This window comes from Psychroflexus sediminis (assembly GCF_900099815.1).
Taxonomy (GTDB): Bacteria; Bacteroidota; Bacteroidia; order Flavobacteriales; family Flavobacteriaceae; genus Psychroflexus; species Psychroflexus sediminis.
The window spans coordinates 158,190-183,628 of the sequence record NZ_FNCW01000005.1; the positions used below are offsets into that span (position 1 = coordinate 158,190).

Here is a 25,439-nt window from a genome sequence, read left to right on the forward strand (position 1 = left end):
ATCAAAATAATGAAAATATTAGTATGTATTAGCCATGTCCCTGATACGACTTCCAAAATCAATTTTGTTGAAAATGACACAAAATTCGACACCAGTGGAGTCCAGTATGTCATCAATCCAAACGACGAATTTGGATTAACACGAGCTATGTGGTTTAAAGAAAAACAGGGTGCTACCGTAGATGTGGTAACCGTAGGCGGCAAAGATACCGAACCTACGATAAGAAAATCTTTAGCTATTGGAGCTGACACCGCTTACAGAGTGGATACCGAACCTTTAGATGGTTTTCAGGTTGCTAAAGAACTCGCAAAGGTTGCCAAAGATGGTGAATATGATTTAATCATTGCCGGAAGAGAATCTATCGACTACAACGGTGGGATGGTTCCGGGCATGCTGGCTAAATTAATAGGCGCTAACTTTATAAATACCTGTGTAAGTCTTGAAGTTGAAGGTGATACTGCCACTGCTATAAGAGAAATTGATGGCGGTAAGGAAACCCTCAAATCTTCTTTGCCATTGGTCATTGGAGGACAAAAAGGACTTGTAGAAGAAAGCGATCTTAAAATTCCTAACATGAGAGGAATCATGATGGCCCGAAAAAAGCCTCTGAATGTCATTGAACCGGTTTCTGCAGAGGTTTTAACTGAATCTAAACACTTCAGAAAACCAGAACCAAAAGGGGAAGTTACCCTGATCGATCCGGATAACCTGGATAAATTAATCGACTTACTTCACAACGAAGCTAAAGCTATATAACTTTTAAAAACTAATAAAATGTCAATTTTAGTATATACAGAATCAGAAAATGGCAAGCTTAAAAAAGCAGCTTTTGAAGTTGCTTCTTTTGCCAAAGGAATTGCAGACTTAATGAACACCAGTTTAACAGCGGTTACGATTAATGCTGAAAACGTTGATGAACTCAAAACCTATGGCGTTGAAAAAGTTTTAAAAGTCTCTAACGATAAACTTTCAAAATTTAATGCTGACGCTTATGCCGAAGTTATTTCTCAAGCATCTAAAAAAGAAGACTCCAAAATAGTTGTTGTTAGTCAGAGTGCAAATGCAAAATATTTAGCTCCCTTATTAGCTGTAAACCTCGAGGCTGGTTATGCTTCCAATGTTGTAGCTCTGCCAAAACTGGGCGAAGGTTTCGTAGTGGAACGAACAGCTTTCACCAACAAGGCCTTTAATATGACTTTTATTTCTACAGATGTCAAGGTTTTAGGTTTATCTAGCAACTCCTTCGGGCTAAAGGAAAATGAAGCATCACTTTCAGAAGAAGATTTTTCACCAGAGTTATCTGATGATGAGTTTGGTATCGATGTAGTATCTGTAGATAAAAACAAAGATAAAGTAAGCATTGCTGATGCAGAGGTTGTCGTTTCCGCTGGACGTGGTATGAAGGGACCAGAAAACTGGGAAATGATAGAAGAGCTGGCAGATGTACTTAATGCAGCGACAGCCTGCTCCAAACCTGTGAGTGATATGGGCTGGAGACCTCATAGTGAACACGTTGGACAAACCGGTAAACCTGTAGCGACCAATTTATATATTGCTATAGGAATCTCTGGAGCTATCCAGCATCTTGCAGGTATTAGTGCTTCCAAAAATAAAGTCGTTATCAATACAGATCCAGAGGCTCCATTTTTTAAAGCAGCAGATTACGGTATCGTTGGTGACGCATTTGAAGTTGTTCCACAATTGATTGAAAAACTCAAGGAATTTAAGGCGAATAACTCATAAATTTTATAAATTGTGCCCCTTTAAAGGGCGGTCTAATTTTTAAGCAGTCCTTATAAATTAGACCGCTTTTTTATTCAATATATATTGTAGTATGAGCTTAGCTAGACTTAGCATAAAAGGAATTTCTTATAGTCAAACTCAGAACGGAGCTTACGCTCTGCTTTTAAGTGACATGGACAGCAATAGGCAACTGCCGATAGTTATCGGCGCATTTGAAGCCCAATCTATCGCCATAGCCTTAGAAAAAGAGATAAAGCCTCCACGTCCACTTACCCACGATTTATTTAAAACCTTTGCTGACAGATTTCAGGTTCTTGTCAAGCAGGTGATTATCCATAAGCTTGTAGATGGTATTTTTTATTCAAGTTTGGTGTGCGAAAGAGATGGCATTGAAGAAACCATAGATGCCAGAACAAGTGATGCTATTGCTCTTGCTTTAAGGTTTGACGCTCCTATTTACACTTATAAAAATATACTGGATAAAGCAGGCATCTTTCTTAGCGATAAAAATCAGGATACAGATATTTATAGTTCAGATCATATTCAACATACTGGTGACGTTGAGCAGGAAGAGAAAAAATCTTCCTTTAAGAGTGAATTTAGCCAGATGACTACCAAAAAACTCAACGAACTTTTAGAAAAAGCTGTGAATGATGAAGACTACGAAAGAGCAGCAAAAATTCGTGATGAAATTTCTAAACGAAGCTAAAGAATGAAAAACTTTACCTGGGCTTTTTTGATGTGCCTCCCTACACTGATTTTCGCTCAATCTTTTCAAGGTGAATGGAACATCGAACTCCAAGAAGATCAAGATTCTACTTCTTATTTTAAAGATCAGCAGCGTATAACTTTCAATGATTCGGTGTTCAGCATAGTCCATGAACAAATGGATTTAATCTATAAAGGCCGTTTTGAAATCAGCCAGGATTCTTTAATCTTGACTCCATCCCTTAGGTCTTTTGAAGTTATTCAGTTTGGCATTCAATCCACAACCGATTCTCTAATAAACCTCTCTTCTGACAGGTTTCGAGTTCAACTGAAAAAAGCATCCTCTACTCCGATACTTCAGGAGGAAATGGCAGCGAAAGTCATTACTCCCAATGGAGAATTCAGTTTTAATAGTTTATGGAGAGGTGTTCTTGGCATGTTGAGCCTTCTGCTTATCGCCTACCTTTTAAGTAAAAACAAAAAAGCAATCAATTGGAAAACGGTCGGTATTGGCTTACTTGCTCAGCTTATATTAGCCATTGGTGTATTGAAAATTCCGTTTATTCAATCAACGTTTGAATTTGTTGGAAATATTTTTGTGAAGATCTTAGATTTTACCGCAGCCGGAAGTGAGTTTCTTCTCGGGGATTTGATGGACACCAGTACCTATGGGTATATCTTTTTATTTCAGATCTTACCGACGATTATTTTCTTTTCAGCACTTACCTCTATACTGTTTTACTTAGGAATAATTCAGAAAGTAGTTAAAGCCATGGCCTGGATCCTTACCAAACTGCTCGGTATTTCAGGAGCGGAAAGCCTGAGTGTAGCCGGTAATATTTTCCTGGGTCAGACCGAAGCCCCCTTAATGATTAAAGCTTATTTGGAACGCATGACCCGTTCTGAAATACTCCTGGTCATGATTGGCGGTATGGCCACCGTAGCAGGCGGCGTTCTGGCGGCCTATATTGGATTTCTTGGAGGAGATGATCCCATTATGCGTTTAGCCTTTGCAAAACATTTGCTGGCAGCCTCCGTCATGGCTGCTCCCGGTGCTATTGTAATTTCAAAAATTTTATACCCTCAACAGGCTGAAGTCAATACGGATGTGGAGGTGTCTTCAGAAAAAATAGGCTCCAATATTCTCGATGCGATAGCCAACGGAACGACTGAAGGTCTCAAGCTTGCTGCCAATGTAGCGGCTATGCTTTTGGTTTTTGTCGCTTTAATCGCTTTTATCAATTATGGATTCGAAAAATTCGGTGAATTGACCAACCTCAACGCTTTAGTTGCAGAATATACACCCTATCCCAAATTTTCTCTGGAGGCCGTTTTAGGACTTATATTCTCTCCTTTGATGTGGCTGATTGGTGTTGCCAAAGAAGATGTGATGCTGATGGGACAACTGCTCGGTATCAAGCTGGTGGCCAGCGAATTCGTGGGCTACATCCAGCTTGCTGAACTTAAAAACACAGCCAATGCCCTGAGTTTGAATTTTGAGAAATCGGTTATCATGGCTACGTATATGCTATGTGGATTTGCCAACTTCGCTTCCATTGGTATACAAATTGGAGGAATTGGTTCTTTAGCTCCGGGACAGCGCAAAACGCTTTCCGAATTCGGTATCCGTGCTTTGATTGGAGGAACCCTGGCTTCACTGATGTCTGCAACGATAGCAGGAATGATTATAGGCTAAACAATATTTTTCGTGAAAATAAGATTCATTTTTTTGTCAATTGAAATTTGAATCTTCTTTTATTTCAAATAGACAGAAATTTTTGAAAATTTCGGTTTATGCTTGATGAATTCTGGGCCTCTGAAAATGAAATAGATGCAGTGGTATTCCTTTTCCGTATTCACCACCACAGAACACATAGTCTTGTAAACAGACCTTAATTTTCATTTTCTTTCTGCTTTAACCTGGAAGGAGAGAGACTCTGATCCTGAATCGTCGACTGAAGTAGTTAAGCTTAAGGCTCAATTTACGCATCCAGTAACCTAATCTTCGATTTTGTTTTGCACTTATCCATCGACCTGTAAAACTTTCCGGGCTAACCAAATCATATTTTATTATTCCCGTCTGTCCCATTTTGGATTTTGCTGCTTCTACAGGTCCTGTATCCCCATTTGATGAAATCCAACTCTTATTCAGGCGCAGAAATTAAAACCCAAGACGGAATGAAGTCACAAACATTGCCAGTATACTGTTCCCTCGATTCATTTAAAAAAAACTCCCGGAGCATGACTCCAGGAGGATTTTCTGTAAGTAATAATAAATAAATTAATAAAAAACTGAATAAAGCACTGCCAAAATTATCATTACCGCAAAGGCGCTAATGTTGAATACAGGACCGGTTTTAAACGTGTCTTTCTTCAGTTCGATTCCTTTTTCATCATCCTGGCCCTTGTTCTGTAACCAACTGATAAACATAATGATTAACATAGTTACAATAGTAGTATACCCCATCTGGTTAAGGAAAGGCTGGATAGGAAAGTAAGGTTCCAAAGACGTATTCGCTACCCATCCTGTGGATCCAATTTTAAAAAACATAGCCACGGGTATAGAGATGATCGCTCCCCAAATCGCCGCTTTGTTGGTTGCTTTTTTCCAAAATAATCCCAATAAAAAAACTGCTAAAATTCCAGGACTCACCAGGCCAGTATATTCTTGAATGTACTGAAAGATCTGGTTTAAACTATCCAGTGCCGGTGCTACAAGCACACCTATACCAAGAGCTACAAAAGAAGTAATTCTACCTACTTTCACGGTTTTCTTATCACTTGGATTTTTATTGATGTATTGCTTGTAGATATCCATTGTGAAAATGGTAGAAGTCGAATTCAGCATAGAAGCTAAAGAAGAAACGATTGCAGCCGATAAAGCCACGAAAGCAAGTCCTTTAAGTCCAGTTGGCAGAAATTGAATAAGCCAAGGATAGGATTTGTCAGCTTCTTCCAGACTTGGAATATTGATAAGTCCCTCTGCCCCAAGTCGAGCTAACATTTCAGGATCATTAACAATTACATAAGCCGCAATACCAGGAATTACAATGATAAAAGGAAGTAATAATTTTAGAAAAGCAGCTAAAACGATTCCCTTCTGAGCCTCTCTTAGATTTTTTGCAGCTAGTGCACGTTGAATGATATACTGGTTAAAGCCCCAATAATAGAGATTTGCCACCCACAGGCCACCGATTAAAACACCGATTCCCGGTAAATTAACGTATTGGGGATTACTTTTATCCAAAATCATATCGAATTTTTGAGGAGCTTTATCGTAAATAATACCAAGCCCTTCCCACATGCCATCACCTCCAGATACGGTATTCAGTGCCAAGTATGTCGTTGCAAGTCCTCCAACGATGAGAAATACCACCTGTATAGAATCTGTCCAAGCAATAGAAGAAAGTCCGCCATAGATAGAATAGGCTGCTGCAAACATGGCAAGGCCAATGATAGCCCACGTCATATTAACACCCATCACCGTATTCATCGCCAAGGCTCCAAGGTAGAGAACTGAAGTGATATTGACGAAAATATAGAGCGCAATCCAGAAGACGGCAAGGATGGTTTTTAGGTTGGTTGAGAAACGCTTTTCAACAAATCCTGGTATGGTATATATCCCCTTTTCAATGAATATGGGTAAGAAGTATTTCCCTACAATGAGCAAGGTAATTGCAGCCATCCACTCATATGAAGATATTGCTAAACCTACGGCAAAGCCAGACCCGGACATTCCTATAAACTGTTCTGCTGAAATATTTGCTGCAATAAGCGAGGTACCAATTGCCCACCACGGGAGCGATTTGCTTGCTAAAAAATAATCTTGTGCGTTTTTTTGATGCCCCTTTTTATCTCTGGACATCCAGAGCCCAATAAATAAAATAAGAATAGCATAAGCTATAAAAATGACGTAATCTAAGGTTTCAAATCCTGTGTTCATAAGTAATACCTTTAATTGGAAGATTTATAATGCGTAGTTGGTAGTTCTCTTAAAATTTTTGCGGCCTGTTCTGCAGAAATATCGCGCTGAGCCTCGCCGAGCATTTCGTATCCCACCATAAATTTCTTTACAGTGGCACTTCTCAATAACGGCGGATAAAAATGCATATGAAAATGCCATTCCGGATGAGGCAGACCATCGGTTGGCGCTTGGTGAATTCCAGAAGAATACGGAAAAGATGTTTTAAACAAATTATCATATTTCACAGTGATAACTTTCAACATATGCGCAAATGCTTTTTCTTCTTTCGGTTGTAAATCTGCCAGACTTGCAAAATGTCTTTTACTGATAAGCATAGTTTCATAAGGCCAGATGGCCCAAAACGGTACCAAAGCTACGAAATGCTCATTCTCAGCTATAATTCGCTCTTGATGAAGCAATTCTTCATCCAGGTAAACCTCAAGGAGACTCTTCCCGGTTTTCTGATAATAAGCGTTTAGATTATCCTGCGTTTTTTCTGCTTTCGAAGGAATTGAAGATTGAGACCAAATTTGACCGTGGGGATGGGGATTACTACACCCCATCACAGCGCCTTTGTTTTCAAAAATCTGAACGTAATTTATAAATTCATAAGCTCCTAGTTCCAGATACTGTTGCTTCCAGGTTTTTACGATAGCTTCAATTTCCGATAATTCCATTTCTGGAATTGTTAAATTATGCTTAGGTGAAAAACAAACCACTTTGTTGATACCACGCTCTGGTTTAGATTGCATTAAATTCGAGGTTGTATCTGCAGTTACTTCCAATTCCTCCTTTAATAAGGATGGAAAATCATTTTCAAAGACATAACAAGCCTCGTAATCTGGGTTTTTGTTTCCGTTGGAACGTGTATTACCGGGACACAAATAACAGTCTTTATCGTATTCAGGGCATTGCGCTATGTTTTGCTCCTCTTCCTGACCTTGCCATGGACGCTTTGTCCTTTGTGGAGAGACCAAAACCCATTCGTCTAACAATGGATTATAGCGCCTGTGAGGATGTTTACTGGAATTAAATTTTTGCATTAAAATTTATTTTTATTGGACTTGACAAAGTCCATCGCTTATGTGAATAGGAAACACCCTTAAATTCACATTGAATTTTTCAATATACAAGCTTGATAGTTTTTCTATAAGCTCATCTTTCGATTCCTGATGGACCAGATTGATCGAACAGCCACCAAACCCACCACCCATCATTCTTGCTCCTAAAACCCCAGGAATGTCCATAGCTTTTTCCACTAGAAAATCCAATTCTGTGCAGCTTACCTCATAATCTTTAGACAAACCCTGATGGGTCTCAAACATCAATGTCCCAAGTTTTTCAAAATTATTATTTTGAATTGAAAAAGCCGCCTCATTTACTCTTTGAATTTCTTTAACTACGAAACTACAACGTTTAAATAAATTTTCTCCTAGTTCTGTCCGAAGAGATTTCACTTGAGAAAAGGTGCAGGATCTAAAACTCATCACTTCTGGATAATGAGATTTTATGATTTCCAATCCAGTTTCGACCTCTTCCCGTCTCACATTATAACCCGATGTAAGGTGCTCATGTTTTACATTACTATCGAGTAATAAAAAGGAATAAGAATCCAAATCTGCATCGAAATAACTGTAATCCAATGTTGTACAATCCAATTTTATAGCTTTGTCTTTTTTACCAAAAACACATGCAAACTGATCCATGATACCGCATTTAACTCCAACAAAAGTATGAGAGGTTTGTTGACCCATCAAGGCAATATCTTGCTTAGATATCCGTAATGAAAATAAATCATTTATGGCGTAAATCAATCCGCACTCTAAAGCTGCCGATGAAGACAATCCTGCACCAATAGGAATTGTACTGCTAAAAACCAGCTGAAAACCTTTCATTTTAAATCCTTTTTGTTTAAGTTGATGCAAACCTCCAAGAATAAAATTAGCCCACATTTGCTTCACTGGCTTGAGATCATCGGTCAAATTAAAACTAAATTCCTCATCCAAATCTTTGGCCACCAGCACACACGCATCAGACTGTACTGGCGAGATCGCAAAACAAATATATTTGTCTATAGCGGCTGGCAGCACAAAACCATCGTTGTAATCTACATGTTCGCCAATAATATTGATGCGTCCTGGCGATAGAAAAATTGATGTTGCCGGGGTGTTGAATCTTTCTGCAAAATGATTGCTGGTCTTTAGTATTAACTCCTCTTTCATCACTTGAGCTCTTCTCTTAGTATTAAACGATCAGATTCTAAACCTTCCCCTTCAGCAAAGACTTCGACAGAATCTAAATCGCCTTTGGTTTTCAACAAAATACTGGCAATTCCAGCTTCAGCTTTTATTGGATTTTGACCAATAAGCTCTGCAGATTCGCTTTCAATACTAAACCTGATCTTCCCATCAAAAGAGGGAACTAAAGTACCTTCCTTATCAGTGATTTCAGCATATAAAAAGACAACATCTTCCTGGTTTTTGCTTATCTCAACGCCAGAAGTGTCTATTTTCAATTTTATTTCTTTTGCTTCTGAAGGTGTTTTTATCTCATGTAAGGCAACTTCTTTTCCATCGATATAACCGACAGCCTTAAGCGTTCCAACTTCAAATTCAGATAACTCGAATTCAAAGGGGGGTTGTGGTAATTCACTTGAAAACTTATTTCGGGTTGGTTTTTGTTTAGATAGTAGTTTGTCGTTCAGATACAAAGCAACCTCATCGGTATTGCTAAATACCCGCACATTTAGCGGAGATGAGGGCGTCCAGAAATTAGCTATAAAAACCATAGGTCCAGACTCTAAAGGTTCTGGATAGGAGATAGCTGAAGACCGCTGACTTTTATAAAAGTAATAGGTGAATTTAGGAATTCTAAAAATATCACTGATGCCGGAACTCTCAATATCAAAAGCATAGCCTCGATTATAATCAAACATCAGCCAGTTGGCTTGCCCTATGGTATGCTCACCTTTCAAATTGGAATTGAAAGCTTCCTGAAAATTCAAAGCTTGTTGGAGTAACCGCTTTTCTCCAGCGCCACGAAGTTGCCTACTGTTTCGTTCGGCTTCAGAAAGATCTGCAAATGCAGTTTGGTTGAAACCTGCATTTTGCGCATAATACTCCCAGTCCCCATATTCTGCAATGAAAATCTTTCTCGCATTCTCATCATAGTCGTTCCAATACCCCGGAGCTTTAGCATGCTGCCTGGCCGGGATATAAAGATCGTAACTTGGATGATCTATCCACCCTGCCGAGTAAGTGTCCTTATAAGGTAACTCAGCCTTTAGAAGAAGATTGGCTTTGATCATAAACTCCTCCGTCATGGGACTTTCATTCAAAGAATTTTCCCAAAACACAATGCTGGGATGATGACGATCTCGCCTGGCAAAATCTTTAATTTCTTGATACGCATTTTCTTGAAATTTTTCTCCTCCGAAAAATTGCCATCCTGAAATACAATTCATCACCAAAAGCCCAACTTCATCACATGCATCCAAAAAAGCTTCAGATTGCGGATAATGCGATAGTCTTACAAAATCAAAACCCGCATTCTTTATTTTTACAGCATCTCTATAATTGGCTTCATCGGAAATAGCATAACCAATATAGGGGTATTCCTGATGACGATTGGTTCCATTAATAAATAAATTCTCACCGTTCAAGAAAAATCCATCTTCGCTGAGTTCAATAGCTCTTATTCCTGTTGTCAGTTGTTTGATGTCTAAGGTCTTTTCACCTTCCATCAATTTCACACTAACACGGTATAATCTTGGAGAATGAATACCCCAGAGTTCAGGATTTTCAATGTCAATTTCAGTTGAAAGGACTCGATCGCTATTTGAAGAAACTTCAACAGCTTCAGTCAGCTTTGATAGTATTTTCCCGGAAGGAGATTCAAATTCAATTTTTGCAGAGATGCTTTTGTCTTCAGCAGACTCATTTCTGAAATGAACCTTAACCTTGGCTATAGCTTTTTTATTTGAAATTGAATCAAAATGAACTAAAATCCCACCGCTGTTTACTTTTCTGGCTGCAACAGGATCGGTTATGTAAACTGAATTGGTTTCAATTAAATTGACATTCCTGTAAATCCCAGCGTAGTAATTGAAGTCTAGTTGTTCTAAAAGCTTTCCAGGAGGAATGTCTGGATTATCTTCGTTATTCACTTTTATCACGATGGTGTTTTGAGCTTCCAAAACATCGGTTAAATCTAGCGTAAAGGGCAGATACCCTCCCTGGTGATGCTTTAATAAATACCCGTTTACCCAGACCCAGGCTTCATGCATAACGCCTTCAAATTCTAAAAAAGTTTTCTTGCTCTCTGGATTTTTTTTGAAGGTCTTTTTATACCAGGCATCGCCCTGCCACTGGTCATTGACCACTAAAGGCTCTATCTGTGGCGTGTGAGGAATATGAATGGAATCCCACTCCAGTGAGGCAGAATCTTTAGTGAAGGTCCAGTCTGAATTGAAACTTGTATTTATTCTCATAAAATGATCGGTTTCCTGGCAAGAATAGAGAAATACGATAAAAGTCAAAAAAATAAATGATTTTTTCATGTTCAATTTTTAAAAGCATCTAATGCTGGTGAAGGTGTTCCATCTTCCTGCCATGCACTAAGGCTGTATCCACTCCATGACTTTTCGCCCTGGGGCTCCCAATACATAACGCCCAGACCTCGATTATCAGGCACATCTCTTACGGCTTTAATGGTAGCTTCAAGCAAATTTTTGGTGTTTTCAACCTGGTCGTAAAGCCCGCCTACTTCCACAATCATGACGTCTTTGTCATATCTTTTCACCATATCTTTAAGATTAAATGCAAGATTATCGATTGTTTCTGTATAATCCTTTTCTACCCAGTAAGGGTAGTAGGATAAACCAATAATATCGTATTTCACTTGTTGTTCGGAAGCATTATCATAAAAGTGGACAAATTTCTCATTATTATCTCCTTCGTCCACATGAATGATCACCTGAATATTGTCATCCACTGCTTTTGTAGCTTCATAGCCAGCATTCAAGAGCTGCCCCAATTGATCCCAATTATCTGTACTCCCTTCCGGCCATAGCATCCCACCAGGAATTTCATTACCTACCTGCACCCATTTTGGTGTCACACCTCCTGCTTTTACTGCGGAAACTACCTCGAAGGTATGTTCATAAACTTTTTCTTTTAACTCCTTAAAGCTTAGGTCCTCCCAGGCTTCAGGTTTATGTTGTTTACCCGGATCTGCCCAAGAATCACTGTAATGAAAATTGATCATCACATCCATACCCATCTCTTTTGCTCTTAAAGCCAGGTCTACGGTTTCTTCTTGACTGCAGTGGCCACTTCTTGGATCGCTTGATGGATTTACAAACACCCGTAATCTTACTGAATTCATTCCCCGATCTTTTAAAAGCTGAAGCACATCTGCTTTATTGCCTTCTTCGTCTTTGAATTCATAACCCGTGGCTTCCATTTGTGGTAACCAGCTTACATCAGCCCCTTTGGCAAATTCAGCAGTAGCGGTTTCATCTGTGCAGGAAACAAAAAGCAAACTGATAATAAGAAATCTAAAATATTGTATCATAATTAATTTTTTGTGTGTTCACTCGATAAGTTCATAAATTGAAATTTTGTGTGTTGCTGGTAAACATCATCTTTTTTCAAAATAGCAGATGGAAAATCATCAAGGTTGGGAGCATCGGGAAAGGCCTGGGTTTCAAAACAAATCCCACTGGTCTTATGGTAGTTTATTTGGCCTTTTGATGTTAATTTGGAATCTATTTTTCCACCTACATAGACTTGCAGACAAGGCTGATTGGTATAAACTTTCATGTGCAAATCGTTTTTTTTACTTTTTAGTTCTGCCGCTAAATCGTTTTCGAAATCCAGCACAAACGCATCGTCGATCTGACTAGGAACCGGTTTGAATTTTGAGAAATTACAGGGGTGATTTTCTAGCGAAATCCGTTGACCCGTAGGTACATTTTCCTCATCTGTTTCTAAAACTTTATCAGCCTTAATCTTCAGTTCCTGGTGGGTCACATCCCCTTGATGCCCGTCAAGATTAAAATAAGAATGTTGCGTTAGATTGACCAAAGTATCTTCCGAAGAAGTTGCCTGGTAGTGAATAACTAACTCGCCCTTTAAAGTCAATCTATACCTGACTTCAACTTTGAGCTCTCCTGGATAGTTTTGGTCCATATGAGGACTGGTTATTGCGAAGGTAATAGAAGGTTCATCTCCCACTGTTTGTGAACTAACAGACCATATTTTATTACTAAAGCCTTGTGTTCCTCCATGAAGGTGATGATCCCCTAAATTCTTATCGAGTTGAATAATTCTACCGTTCAATTCAAATTCGGCATTTCTTATTCTCCCGGCAAAACGACCAACTACAGCTCCAAAATAAGGAGCATGACCAAACTCAAAAGAATTTACATAATCTCCTGGTGAATTAAATCCTAAAACCACCTCAACAAGGCTGCGATTTTGAAGTGGGACTTTTAAAGAGCTTATGGTCGCTCCATAGTTAAGCACCCTCAACTGCATCCCTGTTTTGGAGGTGAGAACAAATTCCTGAATTGATGCTATTTGATTTTTAATTTCTATCGACATCGTTTTAGCAAAAATTAGATTTATATTTGAATAATTCTTACCAGTACCTACCAGTTTGAGTTGGAGTTCCAACCAGTTTAATTCTCATGCTATGACATCCATTTTTAAAAAACCCAATATCAACTCTCCTAAATATAGCTATATAATAAAATCTATAGAAGAAGCTATTTCTGAACGAGCACTAATCAAAGGAGACAAGCTACCTTCATTAAATAAGGTTTGTATGGAGCTCCAGGTTTCTAGAGATACTGTACTGATTGCTTATCATGAATTGAAAAAGAGAGGAATTGTCTATTCCATTCTGGGTAAGGGTTATTATATAAAAAGCAGTGACGTGAATTTTGAAAAGCGGTTTTTTCTGTTATTTGATGAACTCAACAGCTTTAAGGAAGACTTGTACACCTCACTACTTAAGGAGCTGGGAGATAAAGCAGAAGTGGATATTTACTTTCATCATTTCAATAGAAAAATGTTTAAAAAACTGGTAAATGATAGCAAGGGTAATTATTCAAAATATATCATCATGCCTACAAAATTCGAGGATGCCAGGATCGATATTTCCAGCCTGCCTGTGGAGGATGTCTATATTTTGGACCAAACCCATTCATCATTGATGCAGTACCCCGGTGTATTTCAAAATTTCTCCAAAGACATATTTAAAGCGCTGATTAAAGGATTAGATAAGTTAAAAACTTATCAGCATTTAAAATTGATTTATCCTGGCAATAAAGAACCAGAAGGTATGGTTTTAGGTTTTCAGCAGTTTGCAAAAGCCTACCGGTTTCCATATTCCATTCAAACTAATTTTTTTGAAGAAGAAATTAAACACCACACCGTTTACATCGTTCCAAGCGATAGAGATTTGGTGAGCATTATAGAGCAATCTAAGCGACAAAACTTAAGTATTGGAAAAGATTTTGGTATCATCTCCTACAATGACACCGTTTTAAAAAAAGTGGTCGAAAACGGAATCACAACTATTTCTACAGATTTTAAGGCAATGGGGAGCATTCTGGCACAAATGCTGCTCAATAATTCCAAGGAGCAGGTAGAAAATGAGTGTGAATTAATTTTGAGGAATTCTCTTTAAAATCTGAAAAGCTTAATCCAATAAAATTTCTATTTTTATCCACTCAAACTCTATTTTATGAAACAGTATCACGATCTTATTTCTCATATTCTTGAAAACGGAGTCCAAAAAGGTGACAGAACAGGTACTGGAACTAAAAGTGTGTTTGGTTACCAAATGAGATTTGATCTAAGCGAGGGTTTCCCTTTGGTGACGACCAAAAAAATTCATCTCAAATCCATCATCTATGAACTCTTGTGGTTTCTAAAAGGAGATACCAACATTAAGTATTTACAAGACAATGGGGTGAAAATCTGGAATGAGTGGGCTGATGAAGATGGAGATTTAGGGCCTGTGTATGGTCATCAGTGGAGAAACTGGAATTCTGAAGATATCGACCAAATTAAAGAGTTGATTCATACTTTAAAAACCAACCCTAATAGTCGCAGAATGATGGTTTCAGCTTGGAATCCAAGCGTGATGCCTGATACTTCAAAGTCTTTTGAAAACAATGTAGCTAACGGAAAAGCTGCACTTCCGCCTTGCCATGCCTTTTTTCAATTTTACGTAGCAGACGGGAAATTATCCTGTCAATTATACCAAAGAAGTGCCGATGTTTTTTTGGGTGTTCCTTTCAATATTGCTTCTTACGCCTTATTTACGATGATGGTTGCGCAGGTTTGTGATTTGGAATTAGGTGATTTCATACATACTTTTGGTGATGCTCACATTTATAACAATCATTTTGAACAGGTTGAACTTCAGCTTTCCAGAACGCCCAGAGCCTTACCAACAATGAAGTTAAATCCCGAGGTAGAGTCCATTTTCGATTTTAAATTTGAAGACTTTACGCTTGAAAATTATGACCCTCACCCACATATCAAGGGTAAAGTCGCTATTTAAATTTTGGTTAATTGTTCAGTGTGAACTATATCAACTACAGACTTTTTTAGTAAATTCAAAAAATAACCTATTTCATGATTCAGGAATTTATTGAAACAAGGGCATATTCAGAAAAACTCTGTAAACCTTTGCAAACCGAAGACTTTGTCATACAGCCTGTTGAATTTGTATCTCCTACTAAATGGCATTTGGCGCATACTACCTGGTTTTTTGAGGTATTTATCTTAACTCAATTCAAAACAGATTATAAGCTTTACCATAAAGATTATCCTTACCTCTTCAACAGCTACTATGAAGCCAAAGGAGATCGAGTGTCCAGAGCTCATCGCGGAAACTTATCTCGCCCCACTGTAGACGAAATTTTCCAGTACAGAACCTATGTCACCAAAGCTTTGAAGGAACTACTTAGCTCTTCAGAAGAAAAAGAACTTTTAAACCTTGTTGAAATTGGTATTCACCATGAAAAACAACACCAGGAACTCCTTTTGATGGATATCAAGTATTGTTTTGGTCATCACCCCCTTCACCCTGTTTATGACAGCAATTTTGATGAAAAATCCTCTGAGGATGCTACACAAAACTGGCTGAGTATAAAAGAGGGACTTTACAAAATTGGTCACCAGGGAGACGGGTTTTGCTATGATAATGAGACTGAAAGGCATCAGGTATTTTTACAGGATTTTGAAATAAGTAAGCGTTTGGTAAACAACGGGGAGTTCCTGCAGTTCATGGAAGACGGGGGCTATAAAGATCCCCTGCTATGGCATGCGGAGGCCTGGGACTGGCTTCAAAATGAAAACATAGAACATCCGCTCTATTGGCATAAATCCGAAGGAACCTGGAAAGAATTTAAATTAAGTGGTCTAAACCCGCTTGATCTGAAGGAGAACCTGAGTCACGTCTCTTATTATGAAGCGGCTGCTTTTGCCCAATGGAAAGGCTGCAGACTTCCAACAGAATTTGAGTGGGAAGTTGCTCAGGTTCAGTTTTCCTGGGGAAAACGCTGGGAATGGACCGAAAGCGCCTATCTCCCTTATCCCAACTATAAAAAAGCGCCTGGAGCCCTTGGAGAATACAATGGTAAATTTATGGTCAACCAAAAAGTACTCCGGGGAGGTTCGGCATTCACCTCAAACAACCACACCAGAAAAACATATAGAAATTTTTTTCATCCCTATATGAGATGGCAACAAAATGGTGTAAGACTAGCTAAATAATTCGACAAAAACTACATGGAATCTACGAGAAAACCAACCACCCTTACCGCATTTGAAAAAGATGTCATCTCAGGACTTAATGATTATCCGAAGCACCTGTCCTCCAGATTTATTTATGATCAAAATGGAGACAAATTATTTCAGGAAATCATGGCTATGCCAGAATACTATTTGACTGAATGTGAATACAATATACTAAAAAATCAGTCGGATTTAATTGCTGAAAAATTCAATCTAAAAAGCGGCTTCGATCTCATAGAACTGGGCGCCGGGGATGGAAAAAAAACAAAATTACTTTTAAGCCATTTATCTGAAATTGACGCAAACTTCACTTATCTGCCCGTAGATATAAGTCAGAATGCACTGGATGAACTTGGAACTGCCCTGGAAAGAGAACTTCCAAAAGTGAATTTTGAACTCTTGCAGGGAAGCTACTTTGACGTCTTAAATCAGTTATCCAGTTACAATAAAAGACAAAAGATCGTTTTGGTATTGGGCTCAAACATTGGAAACCTGATGCATAGTGATGCCATTGATTTTCTGAAAAAGATTCAGAAAAACATGTCTTCTGAAGATTTGCTTTTTATGGGGTTTGACCAGAAAAAGCATCCACAGATTGTACTGGATGCCTACAATGACTCCAAAGGCATCACTGAGGCCTTTAATAAAAATTTACTGGTAAGAATTAACCGCGAATTAGATGCAGATTTCAACCTTGAAGCTTTCTTTCACTGGGAAACCTACGATCCGGAAACTGGCACAGCCAAGAGTTTCCTGGTAAGCAAAGCAGATCAGGACGTGAGAATCGCCAATCTGGACCTTGATGTCCACTTTAAGGCCTGGGAAACAATACATACAGAAATATCTCAAAAATATGATGATGATACGGTAGAATGGCTGGCTTCTAAAGCCAGTCTGAATATTGACAAGATTTTTGAGAGCGAGAATGGGTTTTACAAAAATTATACCTTTAAAAAAATATAAGTATGAAAGCGATTTGGAATGGAGAAATCATAGCAGAAAGCGAAGATACCATCGTTATTGAAGGAAATCATTACTTTCCGCCTCAAAGCATCAATACCTCTTATTTTGAAGCATCAGATTACCACACCCATTGTCCCTGGAAAGGAAAAGCATCATATTATACAATTTCGGTAGGTGGTAAGAAAAACGAAAATGCAGCCTGGTATTACCCGGACCCAAAACCGTCAGCAGAGGAAATTAAAGATTACGTGGCCTTTTGGAAAGGTGTCGAAGTTAATGATTAATCAAATCAACTGAGTTCCTTTAAAGCTTTAAGCAAAGTCTCCAGGTCTTTATCAGTATTGAAATATTGAAAACCAACCCGGATTCTTCCGCCTCTAAAAGCTGATAGAATTCCTTTGTCTTTCAGTTTATCGATATGGGATTCTTCTCCCTTTAAGCTAAATATATTTTGATGAGCCTGCTTATCAATTATTTCCATGTCTAATAGATTTCGATTTATAAATTCTGCTTTTGCAAGTATAGAAAGCGCTTTGATTCTCGACTCTATAAAATCTATTCCAAGCGTTTTATAATGAAATTCCAAGGCAAATTTTAAGCTTGCCACAGCAATCACATCATGATGACCAGGCTCTAAGAATCCCATAACTCTGGGCTTGCCATCTGGTTTAATGCTTAACGAGTTACTGCCAATTGTTCTGAACTCGTACCTTTCTAAAAAACTGCTTTTGAATAAGAAAAAAGCATTGCCAAGTCCGGCGTTTAACCACTTATAGCCACTGGAACCAAAGACGTCGAACGGGGAATTGCCGAAATCGAAGGCTTCACTTCCACAGTACTGGGTCGCATCGGCAATAAAACTGATGTCTGGAAATTCATCCTTTAATTCTTTTAAAGCTTTTACATCGAGTTGTAAGCCACTTATATATTGCGTCATGCTGAATATGAAGAAATCAGGCTTAACTTCCGCAAACGCTTGCCTTAAGTTTTCATAAAGCTTGAGATCGATATCAACTTCAAAAACCTCAAAATTTCTGGATTTCACCGGTAAATTGACCGAGGGATAATCCTGAGCTAGCAAGACTACCTTGGACTGTTCGGGAAGATCATTCAATATAAAATTAAGTCCGGTTGAAAAGTTATTTAAAAGGCCAACAGCATCTTTTTTAGCATTATAAATTTCAGCAATGAGTTGTTTAGTATCCTCGACCAAAGACTCTTCATATTCATTACTAAAAAGACTCCCACGCAATCTGAAATCTTCTTCCAGTTCATGTATTTTAGACTGAACACTTGAAGACAGAATCCCGGTAAAAGGAGTATTGAGATAGGTGTAAGAAGATATGATCGGAAATTCTTTTTTTAAATTTGTCATGGGTAAGTAAACAAAGTATTAGTAAATTTGAACTTCTAATATACTTTAAAATGGACTCGAAAAAAACGATTGACCCAGAGATTAAAGAACTTTACGAAAATGCGCATCAGCGTGTTAAGCAAAAGAAAAAATTAATGACCCATGTGGTGATTTTCATTGCTGGGGCTGTTATTTTCATCGTTTTAAATGTTCTAATAGGCTACAAATCTGACTTTAGACCACTTGGTATGGATTGGTTTGTAACTGCCATACTCATCTGGCTATTCTTCCTTATCATTCATGCCATAAACGTTTTTATGGTCAACAAATTAATGGGTAAAGAATGGGAAGAGAAGCAAATGAATAGACTTGTAGAAAAACAACTTGAAAAAGTAAGCAAACTTCAAAAAAAGGTAGACAAAAAACATCCCATAGAAACAGAAAAAACCAAAAAGGAAGCAGAATAAAGAATATATGAAAATAACGATGGTTGCTGCAGCAGCAGAAAATAATGCCTTAGGCAAAGACAATGAATTGGTGTGGCATCTTCCAGACGACTTTAAGCGTTTTAAGGCCATTACTTCTCACCACCATATCATTATGGGTCGCAAAACTTTTGAAAGCTTTCCAAAATTATTACCCAACAGAAAACACATCGTTATTACGCGCCAAAAAGATTATGAAAAAGAAGGGGCGGAGGTTGTACATAGTCTCGAAGAAGCCTTGAAATTTAGCTCTGATCAGGATGAAGTGTTTATCATAGGTGGCGGTGAAATATACAAACAGGCTTTACCTTATGCGGATAAAATTGAGCTTACCCGAGTTCATGACACCTTTGAGGCTGATGCTTATTTTCCTGAAATTGATGAGTCCAACTGGAAACTTATTCACTCTGAATACCATGGAAAAGACGAGCTTCATAAGCACGACTTTACTTATTTAACCTATATAAAATCCAAAAATCAACCCCAGCCTATCTCGACTATTCAAAATTAAATATTAAAATACCTCTAAAACCTGTTAAGAAGTTTTTATAAGTTTCGTCTTAAAACATTAAAAAATTAGTTTTGACGAATATTTCTAACTTATGAAAAAAACTTACGTATTTCTCATATTCTTAGCTTTCACCTTCAATATAAACGCAATTGCTCAAGATGAAGAGCCTGACAAGGGCACTTTTCAATTCCTGAAAGATTATGTCAATAGAATTGTAAACGATACCGTTTCACAAGAAAAATCTCAATTTTTCTTGTATCCAGTGGTTGGTTATAGACCAGAAACCGGAGTAGAGTTTGGAGTTACTTCACTCTATGTGTACTATGCTAAAGAAGATACAAGTAATCGCTTAAGTGAAATCAATGCTTATGGATTCTTCACATTAAAATCTCAGTTCGGATTACGTGCTGATCATGCCATATATTCACATAAAGATAAGTGGTTTTTTTTAGGTGATCTTAATTTTGAGAAGTTTCCCATAAAATATTACGGTATTGGTAACAATGTCCCCGAAGATAACATTGCTCTGGTAGATGCCACGCAAATAAAAATAAGAGAACGCGTTTTAAGAAGACTCTTCAAAGATTTCTATATTGGTTTGGAAACAGATTTTGTAAGCCTTCGCAATGTCAAATTTGAGGACCCGGACGATAATAGTCAAACTGTCGATTTTTCACTTCCATTTGGTGCGGAAGGAACTACAAACTTCGGAATAGGTGCCGGGCTTGTTTATGATGAGAGAAGAAATGTCCTAAATGAAAGAAATGCCTTTTTTAGTGAAGTTGCTTATTTAAATTACAACACGTTTTGGGAAAGCGAAGTAGAGTACAATAGCATTATTTCGGATACACGATTTTTTAAATCGATGAACAAAAGAGATGTTTTAGCCATGCAACTTTTGGGTGAATTCAATTTTGGAGGTAAAGTTCCCTTCAATCAGCTTTCGAAGATGGGGGGGCAATATATGATGCGCGGCTATTTTCGCGGAAGATTTCGCGATGAAAATCAGATTGCTGCTCAGGTAGAGTATCGATTTCTACCTCTAGATCTTAGTTTTTCCAATCGATTAGGGGCAACTGTTTTTGCAGGAGTCGGAGAGGTATTTTCAGAATGGAATGAACTCCAGGTAAAGGATATCAAATGGTCTGCCGGGGTTGGAGCTAGGTTTTTACTCTTCCAGCAAAAAGATGTATACTTAAGAGTTGATTACGCTATTACACCCGATGAAAACGGATTTTATATTGGCGTTGGTGAGGCTTTCTAGAAAACCTTTAGTCTTTGCCTTCTATCCAGTCGGTGATTTCCTGATCCAGGGGCGAAGTTTGTGGTGAAATCATTTTTTCTAACTCACCGCTTTCATTAAGCAGATATTTTTGGAAGTTCCACTCCACCTGGCTGTCCATTTTTTGATTCCAGGATTTATCAGTCAAAAACTGATAAACATCGTGCTTGTCTTCTCCTTTGACTTTGATTTTACCCATCATTTGAAAAGAAACCCCATAATTATCTACACAAAATCTTGAAATTTCTTCATTGCTTCCAGGCTCCTGAGCCATAAAGTCATTACTGGGAAAGCCGATGATCTTAAAGTTAGTATCTTTAAAAGTATCGTAAAGCTTTTGCAAATCCTCATATTGTGGTGTAAGGCCACATTTAGATGCCGTATTAACAATCATAACTTTATTTCCTTTTAAAGTTGAGAAATCCAAGGTTTCTCCTTTTATGTCTGTAGCGACAAGCTGGTGTATGCTGTTATTCATGTTTTTTTATTCAAATGTAGAATAATCTAGCAACCTCAGTCAAGTGTTTACTTTAATTTATCAATTGTAGCTCGAACTGTTTTGCTGTACCAGTTGGCAGCACCTGTTTTTTTTATGATGATTTCACCTTCAGCATCAATTAGAAAAGTGGTTGGCAAACTCGAACTTTTCAGCACATCCGGCGGACTCGACAAAAAATAATAAACAGGCAAATCGTATTCATTTTTTTTTAAAAAAGAGGTGACGACTTCAGGTTTTTCTGAAGTAATAAAGTAAAAATCGACCTCATCTTTATAATCTGTGTAGAGTTTTTGAAGATCCGGCATTTCTGCAATGCAGGGCGCGCACCAGGTTGCCCAGTAATTGATTAAAACTGGCTTTCCCTTGGATTGTACCAAATTTACAGTGTTGAGGTTTTGGTTTTTGAAATACCAGTCATAATTTTTTAGCTTTTCACGATCCGATTCATCGATTTCGGTAGGACTAAAAGCGATTATTCGATTGAGAAACACCTGTATGGGCTGACGCGTCTGAGGTATGATGATCAATACAATCAGTATCCCAAACAGGATATTGCTCCAGTGTTTCTGTAAAAAATTCTTTTTCTTCTCTGGCATAAGTGGAATAAATAAAAAGGGTCATCTTAAACAGATGACCCTAATAAATATAGTGAAAACTTGGGTATTAAGCCTTGTTTTGCTTTTTAATCATATTTAAGGCAGAACCTTCTCTGAACCAGCCAATCTGAGTAGCGTTGTACGTATGATTCGCTTTGATGCTATCTTTAGACCCGTCAGCGTGAACAATTTCGATTGTCAATGGTTTACCATCTGCGAAATTTTCCAGATCTACAAAGTTGAATGTATCATCTTCCTGAATAAGATCGTAATCGCTCTCGTTATCGAATGTGATTCCTAACATTCCCTGCTTTTTGAGGTTGGTTTCGTGAATTCTGGCAAAGGATTTCACCAGTACCACTTTTACACCAAGATGTCTTGGCTCCATAGCTGCATGCTCTCTGGAAGAACCTTCGCCGTAGTTATGATCACCAACTACTACTGTAGGAATGCCTTTAGCTTTATAAGCCCGTTGCGTTTTTGGCACGGCATCATATTTTCCATCCAGCTGACTTTTTACAAAGTTAGTTTTCATATTAAAGGCATTGACGGCTCCAATCAAACAGTTATCTGAAATATTATCCAGGTGACCTCTGTACTTCAACCAGGGTCCGGCCATAGAAATATGGTCTGTTGTACATTTTCCATGGGCTTTGATAAGCAACTTCGCACCCATCAAATTATCGCCTTTCCAGGGATCAAATGGATCCAGTAATTGGATTCTGTTTGAATTTGGATCTACTTTTACACTGATAGTGCTACCATCTTCCTTAGGAGCTAAAAATCCGTTGTCTTCCACGTCAAAACCAAGCTCTGGTAATTCAATGCCTTGTGGAGCGTCTAGCTTGACTTCTTCTCCGTCTTCGTTGATCAAAGTATCATTCATAGGATCGAAATCCAATCGGCCTGCAATAGCAATAGCGGCGACCATCTCTGGCGAACCTACGAAAGCATGGGTGTTTGGGTTTCCATCGGCACGCTTAGAAAAGTTTCTGTTGAAAGAATGAACGATGGTATTTTTCTCATCGCCTTTTCTATCACTTCTATCCCATTGTCCAATACATGGTCCACAGGCATTGGTGAATATGGTTGCTCCTAAATCTTCAAAAACTTTCAGAAGGCCATCGCGTTCTGCAGTAAATCTAATCTGCTCAGAACCTGGATTGATACCGAAATCTGATTTGGGTATTAATTTTTTATCAACGGCCTGTTGAGCAATAGATGCTGCTCGGGTCAAATCTTCATAAGAAGAGTTGGTACAGGACCCGATGAGTCCCCAGTCTACTTTGATTGGCCAGTCGTTCTTCTTCGCTTTTTCTCCTAATTCTCCAACTGGTGTTGCCAAATCAGGCGTAAATGGACCATTAAGATGCGGTCTTAGTGTACTTAAATCTATTTCAATCACCTGATCGAAATAGTCTTCCGGGTGATCATAGACCTCCTGATCCCCGGTAAGATGTTCTCTTATTTTATTGGCTTCATCTGCTATTTCATTTCTATCTGTTGCTCTCAGAAAACGCTCCATAGAATCATCATAACCAAAAGTAGAGGTTGTCGCTCCTATTTCTGCTCCCATATTACAAATGGTACCTTTACCAGTACAGGATAGGTTTTTAGCACCTTCACCAAAATACTCTACAATACATCCTGTACCACCTTTAACGGTAAGAATTTCAGCAACTTTTAAGATGACATCTTTAGCTGCAGTCCATCCTTGCGGAGCTCCTGTTAACTTCACACCAATCAGTTTTGGAAATTTAAGCTCCCAGGGCATTCCCGCCATCACATCCACGGCATCCGCTCCACCAACACCAATGGCTAACATTCCCAGTCCACCAGCATTCACAGTATGAGAATCCGTACCGATCATCATTCCTCCAGGAAAGGCATAGTTTTCTAAAACCACCTGATGAATAATTCCAGCACCTGGCTTCCAAAATCCGATACCATATTTGCTGGAAACTGATTCTAAAAAGTCAAAAACCTCGTTACTCGTTTCGTTCGCTCTCTTCAAATCTTTAACTGCTCCCTGTTTTGCCTGAATCAAGTGATCACAATGCACCGTTGTAGGTACAGCTACATTTTCTTTACCCGCCTGCATAAATTGCAACAAGGCCATCTGTGCGGTGGCATCCTGGCAAGCGATCCGGTCCGGAGCAAAATCAACATAGTCTTTACCTCTGGTAAATTTTTGGTCAGGTTTGTTTTCCCACAAATGAGAATAAAGAATTTTTTCTGAAAGTGTAAGTGGTTTGCCAACAACTTCACGAGCTTTATCAACGCGTTCAGACATTTGGCTATACACTTTCTTTATCATATCGATATCAAAAGCCATAGTATATATATTTTAGAGTGCAAAAATAAGGTTTTTGCTCGAGTTTGGAAAATATGTAAGATTAAAGCGAAATTTCTAACAATTTTTCATATCTCTGTCATTTTAAATAAACATAATTATCATATTTATATTTTTTTTAAAGCAAAGTTGATGAAATGATAAAAACAGATGCGAAGTAAGACTGCGTAAAAGATTCAGATCAGTAATTTAGACTGAATATCAATAATCATTACATTAACTTTTTGATAATATCTTCGATGGAAATATGCTCAGCCTCAGCTTTGTAATTTCTTACCACCCGGTGCCTTAAAATAGCGATGGCAACCGCCTGGATATCTTCTATATCTGGGGAATATTTCCCTCGGGAAGCAGCATGGGTCTTGGCCGCTAAAACAAGATTTTGTGAAGCCCTGGGTCCAGCACCCCAGTCGACATAGGTATTTATGAATTCTGAGCTTTGTTCTGAATTGGGTCTTGATTTACCGACCAATTTCACAGCATATTCTATCACGTTATCTGCAATAGGCATTTTCCTGATCAGTTTTTGAAGTTGAATGATTTCTGAGGCCGAAAATAAAGCTTCAATGTTTACCTCCCGGTTTTGAGTGGTAGCTTTTACAACCTCTACTTCTTCCTGAAAACTAGGGTAAGTCAAATTCACTTCAAACATAAACCGATCCAATTGAGCTTCCGGCAAGGGATAAGTTCCCTCCTGCTCTATCGGATTCTGTGTAGCAAGAACAAAATAGGGATTGGAAAGCAAATAATTCTTTCCACCAACAGTCACCGCTTTTTCCTGCATGGCTTCCAAAAGTGCCGCTTGGGTTTTGGGTGGAGTCCTGTTGATTTCATCTGCCAGTAAAATATTGGTAAACACAGGACCTTTTAAAAATTTAAAGGCTCTGTTTTCATCCAAAATTTCAGAGCCGATAATATCGCTAGGCATAAGGTCTGGCGTAAACTGAACTCGCTTGAAGTCTAAGCCTAAAGCCTGAGATATAGTATTTACCATTAAGGTTTTAGCGAGTCCCGGCACACCCACTAATAATGAATGTCCCCCGGAAAATATTGATAACAACAAGGTATCCACGACCTTGTCCTGACCTACTATAATTTTAGCAATTTCAGATTTTAAAACTTTGTATTTCTTAACAAATTTATCTAAATCAGCTACATCAGACATA

23 protein-coding genes are annotated in these 25,439 nt (G+C 38.3%); 12 read left to right on the forward strand and 11 right to left on the reverse strand.

Annotated features, from left to right (window positions below):
• The first annotated feature begins 9 nt into the window (after positions 1 to 9).
• From BLP81_RS06465 to BLP81_RS06480, 4 genes are all read left to right on the forward strand, one after another.
• Positions 10 to 756, forward strand: a complete 747-nt coding sequence (locus BLP81_RS06465) for an electron transfer flavoprotein subunit beta/FixA family protein (RefSeq protein ID WP_093367327.1) — start codon at positions 10 to 12, stop codon at positions 754 to 756.
• A gap of 18 nt (positions 757 to 774) precedes the next feature.
• Positions 775 to 1,743, forward strand: coding sequence for an electron transfer flavoprotein subunit alpha/FixB family protein (locus BLP81_RS06470; protein WP_093367330.1), 969 nt, complete (start codon positions 775 to 777; stop codon positions 1,741 to 1,743).
• 91 nt (positions 1,744 to 1,834) lie between these two features.
• Entirely contained in the window at positions 1,835 to 2,452 is a 618-nt protein-coding gene (locus tag BLP81_RS06475) for a bifunctional nuclease family protein (protein ID WP_093367333.1), read from the forward strand.
• Between the two features lie 3 nt (positions 2,453 to 2,455).
• The gene (locus tag BLP81_RS06480) at positions 2,456 to 4,147 is read left to right on the forward strand and encodes a NupC/NupG family nucleoside CNT transporter (protein WP_093367336.1); all 1,692 of its coding nucleotides are present in this window, start codon (positions 2,456 to 2,458) and stop codon (positions 4,145 to 4,147) included.
• A gap of 585 nt (positions 4,148 to 4,732) precedes the next feature.
• Here BLP81_RS06480 and BLP81_RS06485 read toward each other — a convergent pair.
• The 6 genes from BLP81_RS06485 to BLP81_RS06510 are packed head-to-tail and all read right to left on the reverse strand — an operon-like array spanning position 4,733 to position 13,020.
• Positions 4,733 to 6,394: a sodium/sugar symporter gene (locus BLP81_RS06485; RefSeq protein ID WP_093367339.1), complete on the reverse strand. Its 1,662-nt coding sequence runs from the start codon at positions 6,392 to 6,394 to the stop codon at positions 4,733 to 4,735.
• A gap of 11 nt (positions 6,395 to 6,405) precedes the next feature.
• A complete protein-coding gene (locus tag BLP81_RS06490) occupies positions 6,406 to 7,458 on the reverse strand; it encodes a UDP-glucose--hexose-1-phosphate uridylyltransferase (RefSeq protein WP_093367342.1) in 1,053 nt (350 codons plus the stop codon).
• A gap of 12 nt (positions 7,459 to 7,470) precedes the next feature.
• Positions 7,471 to 8,637, reverse strand: coding sequence for a galactokinase (gene galK, locus BLP81_RS06495; protein WP_093367345.1), 1,167 nt, complete (start codon positions 8,635 to 8,637; stop codon positions 7,471 to 7,473).
• Entirely contained in the window at positions 8,637 to 10,973 is a 2,337-nt protein-coding gene (locus BLP81_RS06500) for a glycoside hydrolase family 2 TIM barrel-domain containing protein (RefSeq protein WP_093367348.1), read from the reverse strand. The genes galK and BLP81_RS06500 overlap by 1 nt, the downstream gene beginning before the upstream one ends.
• 2 nt (positions 10,974 to 10,975) lie before the next feature.
• Entirely contained in the window at positions 10,976 to 11,989 is a 1,014-nt protein-coding gene (locus BLP81_RS06505; protein WP_093367351.1) for a glycoside hydrolase family 53 protein, read from the reverse strand.
• Between the two features lie 2 nt (positions 11,990 to 11,991).
• Positions 11,992 to 13,020, reverse strand: a complete 1,029-nt coding sequence (locus BLP81_RS06510) for an aldose epimerase family protein (protein WP_093367354.1) — start codon at positions 13,018 to 13,020, stop codon at positions 11,992 to 11,994.
• A gap of 91 nt (positions 13,021 to 13,111) precedes the next feature.
• Between BLP81_RS06510 and BLP81_RS06515 the strand changes: the two genes are divergently transcribed.
• From BLP81_RS06515 to BLP81_RS06535, 5 genes are all read left to right on the forward strand, one after another.
• Positions 13,112 to 14,110, forward strand: coding sequence for a GntR family transcriptional regulator (locus BLP81_RS06515; RefSeq protein ID WP_093367627.1), 999 nt, complete (start codon positions 13,112 to 13,114; stop codon positions 14,108 to 14,110).
• A 57-nt stretch (positions 14,111 to 14,167) separates the two neighbouring features.
• A complete protein-coding gene (locus BLP81_RS06520) occupies positions 14,168 to 14,992 on the forward strand; it encodes a thymidylate synthase (protein ID WP_093367357.1) in 825 nt (274 codons plus the stop codon).
• A gap of 74 nt (positions 14,993 to 15,066) precedes the next feature.
• Positions 15,067 to 16,209 carry an ergothioneine biosynthesis protein EgtB gene (gene egtB, locus BLP81_RS06525; RefSeq protein WP_093367360.1) on the forward strand — a complete coding sequence of 381 codons (1,143 nt, stop codon included), beginning with the start codon at positions 15,067 to 15,069 and terminating at the stop codon, positions 16,207 to 16,209.
• Between the two features lie 15 nt (positions 16,210 to 16,224).
• Positions 16,225 to 17,193: an L-histidine N(alpha)-methyltransferase gene (locus BLP81_RS06530; protein ID WP_093367363.1), complete on the forward strand. Its 969-nt coding sequence runs from the start codon at positions 16,225 to 16,227 to the stop codon at positions 17,191 to 17,193.
• A 2-nt stretch (positions 17,194 to 17,195) separates the two neighbouring features.
• A complete protein-coding gene (locus BLP81_RS06535; protein WP_093367366.1) occupies positions 17,196 to 17,477 on the forward strand; it encodes a DUF427 domain-containing protein in 282 nt (93 codons plus the stop codon).
• 5 nt (positions 17,478 to 17,482) lie between these two features.
• Here BLP81_RS06535 and BLP81_RS06540 read toward each other — a convergent pair whose 3' ends face one another.
• On the reverse strand, positions 17,483 to 18,568 hold the full coding sequence (locus BLP81_RS06540) for an aminotransferase class V-fold PLP-dependent enzyme (RefSeq protein ID WP_093367369.1): 1,086 nt from the start codon (positions 18,566 to 18,568) through the stop codon (positions 17,483 to 17,485).
• Between the two features lie 50 nt (positions 18,569 to 18,618).
• Between BLP81_RS06540 and BLP81_RS06545 the strand changes: the two genes are divergently transcribed.
• From BLP81_RS06545 to BLP81_RS06555, 3 genes are all read left to right on the forward strand, one after another.
• A complete protein-coding gene (locus BLP81_RS06545; RefSeq protein ID WP_093367372.1) occupies positions 18,619 to 19,014 on the forward strand; it encodes a 2TM domain-containing protein in 396 nt (131 codons plus the stop codon).
• Between the two features lie 7 nt (positions 19,015 to 19,021).
• Positions 19,022 to 19,543 (forward strand): dihydrofolate reductase, encoded by a 522-nt coding sequence (locus BLP81_RS06550; RefSeq protein ID WP_093367375.1) that lies wholly within the window; start codon positions 19,022 to 19,024, stop codon positions 19,541 to 19,543.
• Positions 19,544 to 19,634: 91 nt separating this feature from the next.
• The gene (locus BLP81_RS06555) at positions 19,635 to 20,807 is read left to right on the forward strand and encodes a BamA/TamA family outer membrane protein (protein ID WP_093367378.1); all 1,173 of its coding nucleotides are present in this window, start codon (positions 19,635 to 19,637) and stop codon (positions 20,805 to 20,807) included.
• Between the two features lie 7 nt (positions 20,808 to 20,814).
• On the opposite strand, the gene BLP81_RS06560 is transcribed toward BLP81_RS06555, so the two are convergent.
• The 4 genes from BLP81_RS06560 to BLP81_RS06575 form a co-directional block, all read right to left on the reverse strand.
• The gene (locus tag BLP81_RS06560) at positions 20,815 to 21,303 is read right to left on the reverse strand and encodes a glutathione peroxidase (protein ID WP_093367381.1); all 489 of its coding nucleotides are present in this window, start codon (positions 21,301 to 21,303) and stop codon (positions 20,815 to 20,817) included.
• Positions 21,304 to 21,350: 47 nt separating this feature from the next.
• Entirely contained in the window at positions 21,351 to 21,920 is a 570-nt protein-coding gene (locus tag BLP81_RS06565) for a TlpA family protein disulfide reductase (RefSeq protein WP_093367384.1), read from the reverse strand.
• Positions 21,921 to 21,987: 67 nt separating this feature from the next.
• A complete protein-coding gene (locus BLP81_RS06570) occupies positions 21,988 to 24,255 on the reverse strand; it encodes an aconitate hydratase (protein WP_093367387.1) in 2,268 nt (755 codons plus the stop codon).
• Between the two features lie 229 nt (positions 24,256 to 24,484).
• Complete coding sequence (locus tag BLP81_RS06575; protein WP_093367389.1) at positions 24,485 to 25,438, reverse strand: AAA family ATPase; 954 nt, start codon at positions 25,436 to 25,438, stop codon at positions 24,485 to 24,487.
• Position 25,439 lies beyond the last annotated feature (1 nt).